General features: G+C 64.2%; 6 protein-coding genes and 1 pseudogene. 4 read left to right on the forward strand and 3 right to left on the reverse strand.

Going from position 1 to position 3,841, the window contains the following annotated elements; translation table 11 throughout:
* From MOV75_RS30185 to hisB, 3 genes and pseudogenes are all read right to left on the reverse strand, one after another.
* Nucleotides 1–167: pseudogene (locus MOV75_RS30185) on the reverse strand (imidazole glycerol phosphate synthase subunit HisH); the annotation flags it as partial.
* A complete protein-coding gene (locus tag MOV75_RS30190) occupies nucleotides 164–694 on the reverse strand; it encodes a DUF2628 domain-containing protein (RefSeq protein ID WP_246923363.1) in 531 nt (176 codons plus the stop codon). The pseudogene MOV75_RS30185 and the gene MOV75_RS30190, both read right to left, overlap by 4 nt.
* 64 nt (nucleotides 695–758) lie before the next feature.
* Nucleotides 759–1,352 (reverse strand): imidazoleglycerol-phosphate dehydratase HisB, encoded by a 594-nt coding sequence (gene hisB, locus MOV75_RS30195; protein WP_246923368.1) that lies wholly within the window; start codon nucleotides 1,350–1,352, stop codon nucleotides 759–761.
* Nucleotides 1,353–1,548: 196 nt separating this feature from the next.
* Here hisB and hslV point away from each other — a divergent pair, with 196 nt between their 5' ends.
* The 4 genes from hslV to MOV75_RS30215 form a co-directional block, all read left to right on the forward strand.
* Nucleotides 1,549–2,109, forward strand: coding sequence for an ATP-dependent protease subunit HslV (gene hslV, locus MOV75_RS30200; protein ID WP_194405259.1), 561 nt, complete (start codon nucleotides 1,549–1,551; stop codon nucleotides 2,107–2,109).
* 186 nt (nucleotides 2,110–2,295) lie between these two features.
* Nucleotides 2,296–2,778, forward strand: a complete 483-nt coding sequence (locus MOV75_RS30205) for a GNAT family N-acetyltransferase (RefSeq protein ID WP_246923372.1) — start codon at nucleotides 2,296–2,298, stop codon at nucleotides 2,776–2,778.
* On the forward strand, nucleotides 2,775–3,392 hold the full coding sequence (locus tag MOV75_RS30210) for a DUF2585 domain-containing protein (protein ID WP_246923375.1): 618 nt from the start codon (nucleotides 2,775–2,777) through the stop codon (nucleotides 3,390–3,392). The genes MOV75_RS30205 and MOV75_RS30210 overlap by 4 nt, the downstream gene beginning before the upstream one ends.
* Before the next feature lie 49 nt (nucleotides 3,393–3,441).
* The coding region (locus MOV75_RS30215; protein ID WP_247007147.1) for an AAA family ATPase at nucleotides 3,442–3,841 on the forward strand (400 nt) is incomplete at its 3' end.

A 3,841-nucleotide genomic window follows, 5' to 3' on the forward strand; every position in this document is an offset into this window, starting at 1 on the left:
AAGGCGCCGACGCCGGGCAGCACCAGACGGTCGGCGCCGTAGGCCTGGTCCGGATCGCTGGTGACGAAGACCTTCTGCGGAATCTCGAGGCTGCGCGCGGCGCGCTCGAAGGCCTTGGCGGCGGAATGCAGGTTGCCGGAACCGTAATCGATGATGGCGACGCTCATCTTGACCCTCCCGGTTCTGGAAACAATCCAATGATGCCCCCGGCCGGAATGGGCGGCGGATTCGAGAATTGCTGACCCGGCACAGTGCGGGTCGGCGGCGGGCCGCCGCGATCGACGGCCCATTGATCGTTGACGATGCCGTGCTGTTTCTGGCTCCAGCGCTCGAAAAAGCGGCGCTCGGCTGTGTCCTCGTTGTCGCCAATCACCACGTCGAGCTGCCGCCATTTGCCGCGCGACAGCGTCCAGCGACGCAGGCTCGAGGCCTCGAATCCCACCAGCAGCGCAACGATGAGATCGGCCAAGAAGATCGGGCCGCGTCCAACACCGAGGCTGGACAGCCCCGCATTGAACGCCGCCACGAAGATCAGATAGCCGATCAGCACCAGCCACAGCCGATGCCACAGCAGCCAGAACGGACCGAAGATCATCGCTTTGACATGGAAACCGTCACGCACGAACACGAACTTGTCGGTCGCGCGCAGATCGGCTCCGGCAGGGGAGGGAGCATGAACTGTGTAGACAGGCATGGTGATGCCCCGTTCCTAGGAATCAGTAATACCGCAAGCGGCGCGCGCCGCGGGCCGAAAGACCTCAGCCGCCGAGCGAGCCCTTGGTGGACGGGATTTCTCCCGCCGCTTTCGGATCGATCGCGACCGCGGTGCGCAGCGCCCGCGCCAGACCCTTGAAGCAGGACTCGGCGATATGGTGGCTGTTATCGCCATATAGGGTCTCGACGTGGAGAGTCACGCCGGCGTTCATGGCGAAGGCCTGGAACCATTCGCGGACCAGCTCGGTGTCGAACTCACCGATCTTGTCGCGGGGGAAGTTGGCCTTGAACACCAGGAACGGGCGGCCCGAGATATCGATGACCACGCGCGACAGCGTCTCGTCCATGGGCATGTGCACGCCGGCATAGCGGGTGATGCCCGCCATGTTGCCGAGCGCCTGCCTGACCGCCTGGCCGAGCGCGATGCCGGTGTCTTCGGTGGTATGGTGATAATCAATGTGCAGATCGCCCACCGCCTTGACCGTAAGGTCGATGCGGGAGTGGCGGGCGAGGAGATCGAGCATATGGTCGAAAAAGCCGATGCCGGTCGCGATATTGGCCACGCCGGTGCCATCGAGGTTCACGGTGACCTCGATGTCGGTTTCCTTGGTCTTGCGCTTGATCGTCGCGGTGCGCATTGAAGGCTTTCGCTGGGGTTTGGCCGGAAAACGCCAGTCTATTAACAGTCAAATGGCCCCTTCGCTACTGCGGGAACGGCTGGCGGGACCTCTACTTCTGCCTATGGTGAGTGAAATTCGGCCCGGAACGGCCCGTTGTGCGCCAGTTGTCCCGTTGGCCCCGACCGCCTAAATCAGGCGGACAACGAGGTACTTCATGCAGGATTCCCAAAACAGCTCGCCGGGCTGGCACGGCACCACGATTTTGACGGTCCGCAAGGGCGGCAAGGTGGTGGTCGGCGGCGACGGCCAGGTCTCGATCGGCCAGACCGTGATCAAGTCCAACGCCAAGAAGGTCCGAAAGCTGGGCAAGGGCGACGTGATCGGCGGTTTTGCCGGCGCGACCGCCGACGCCTTCACCCTGTTTGAGCGGCTGGAAGCCAAACTCGAGCAATATCCGGGGCAGCTGACCCGGGCCGCGGTGGAGCTGGCCAAGGACTGGCGCACCGACCGCTATTTACGGCGGCTGGAGGCCATGATGATCGTGGCCGACAAGGACGTCTCCCTGGTGCTGACCGGCACCGGCGACGTGCTGGAGCCCGAGGCCGGCGTGATGGCGATCGGCTCCGGCGGCAATTACGCGCTGGCGGCGGCACGGGCCCTGCTCGACACCGACAAGGACGCCGAGACCATCGTCCGCCGCTCCATGGACATCGCCGCCGACATCTGCGTCTACACCAACCGCAATTTGACCATCGAAAGCCTGGCAACCGGGTAGGGGCGACCTGTGAATCCATGGAGGCGCTCCGGACTGGCTGTAATCTCTCCCGCTTGCGGGAGAGGTCGCGCCGAAGGCGCGGGTGAGGGCTTTCTCCTCTTGGGGGCTGTCCCATTGTGGAGGCACCATCTCCCCGACCCTCTCCCGCAAGCGGGAGAGGGAGCGCAGCACCGCCATGGCTGCTAGATGACCCTCACCTACACCTTCCGCCCGATGACCCCGGCCGACATGCCGCTGATCTGGCGCTGGCTGGATGCGCCGCATGTCGCCGAATGGTGGCATGATCCCGAGACGCTCGAGTTCGTCGGCGGCGACCTCGAGCATCCTGATTTGGCGCAGTTCATCGTCAGCCTTGATGGCCGGTCTTTCGCCTATCTGCAGTGCTACCAGATCGGCGATTGGCACGTCAGCTTCGGCCCGCAGCCGGTGGGCACCCGCGGCCTCGATCAGTTCATCGGCGAAGCCGACATGCTGGGATGCGGCCACGGCTCAGCTTTCATCCGTGCCTTCATCGATCAGCTCTTTGCCCGCGGCGTGCCACGCATCGTGATCGACCCCAGCCCCGCCAATCCGCGCGCGATTCGTGCCTATGAGAAAGCTGGATTCGTGCCGCAGCACGAGATTGTCACGCCAGATGGTCCCGCCCTCCTGATGATCCGAGACCCATGACGCTTGCCGCGCCCCCCATCGCCAAGACCGCATTTCCGCCGCTCGCCTGGGTCGGCATCGCGCTGCTGCTGCTGGCGCTGCAGGCCTCGATCCTGCTTGCGATGGGGCGGGTTCCGATCTGCACCTGCGGCTATGTCAAACTCTGGCATGGCGTGGTCAACAGCTCGGAGAACTCCCAGCACATCGCCGACTGGTACAGCTTCTCGCACGTCCTGCACGGCTTCCTGTTCTACGGCCTGACCTGGCTGCTGTTTGCGCGACTGCCGTTCCTGCCTCTGTCGTGGCCGGCGCGGCTGATCATCGCCATGCTGATCGAGGGCGCCTGGGAGATCGTCGAGAACTCGCCCTTCATCATCGAACGTTACCGCGCTGGCACGATCTCGCTGGACTATTTCGGCGACAGCATCGTCAATTCGGTCTCCGACAATCTGGCCATGGTGCTGGGGTTCCTCGCCGCGCGCGTGCTGCCTGTGCCCGCGACGGTCCTGCTCGGACTCGCCTTCGAAATCATGCTCGCGCTCCACATTCGCGACAATCTGACGCTCAATATCCTGATGCTGATCCATCCGGTCGATGCCGTGAAGCAATGGCAATCCGGGCCGCCGATCATCTGACGCAAAATCCGGCTTGTCCCGGCCCGCAACTGACCCTAGCTAAGGTCCCATGACAGACTTCTCTCCCCGTGAAATCGTTTCCGAACTCGACCGTTTCATCGTCGGCCAGGCCGATGCCAAGCGCGCCGTCTCGATCGCGCTGCGCAACCGCTGGCGGCGGCAGCAGCTCGAAGGCTCCTTGCGCGAAGAGGTGCTGCCGAAGAACATTCTGATGATCGGCCCCACCGGCGTCGGCAAAACCGAGATCGCGCGGCGACTGGCGAAACTTGCGAATGCGCCGTTCCTGAAGGTGGAAGCGACCAAGTTTACCGAGGTCGGCTATGTCGGCCGCGACGTCGAGCAGATCGTGCGCGATCTCGTCGAGGTCGCGATCGCCCAGGTCCGCGAGAAGAAGCGCAAGGACGTGCAGGCGCGCGCGCAGCTCGCCGCCGAGGAGCGGGTGCTCGACG

The organism is Bradyrhizobium sp. PRIMUS42 (genome assembly GCF_023006515.1).
Classification (GTDB): Bacteria; Pseudomonadota; Alphaproteobacteria; order Rhizobiales; family Xanthobacteraceae; genus Bradyrhizobium.

Coding starts and splice junctions, on each gene's coding strand:
- MOV75_RS30190 (WP_246923363.1), bottom strand. CDS start 694: ATGCCTGTCTACACAGTTCATGCTCCCTCCCCTGCCGGAGCCGATCTG.
- hisB (WP_246923368.1), bottom strand. CDS start 1,352: ATGCGCACCGCGACGATCAAGCGCAAGACCAAGGAAACCGACATCGAG.
- hslV (WP_194405259.1), top strand. CDS start 1,549: ATGCAGGATTCCCAAAACAGCTCGCCGGGCTGGCACGGCACCACGATT.
- MOV75_RS30205 (WP_246923372.1), top strand. CDS start 2,296: ATGACCCTCACCTACACCTTCCGCCCGATGACCCCGGCCGACATGCCG.
- MOV75_RS30210 (WP_246923375.1), top strand. CDS start 2,775: ATGACGCTTGCCGCGCCCCCCATCGCCAAGACCGCATTTCCGCCGCTC.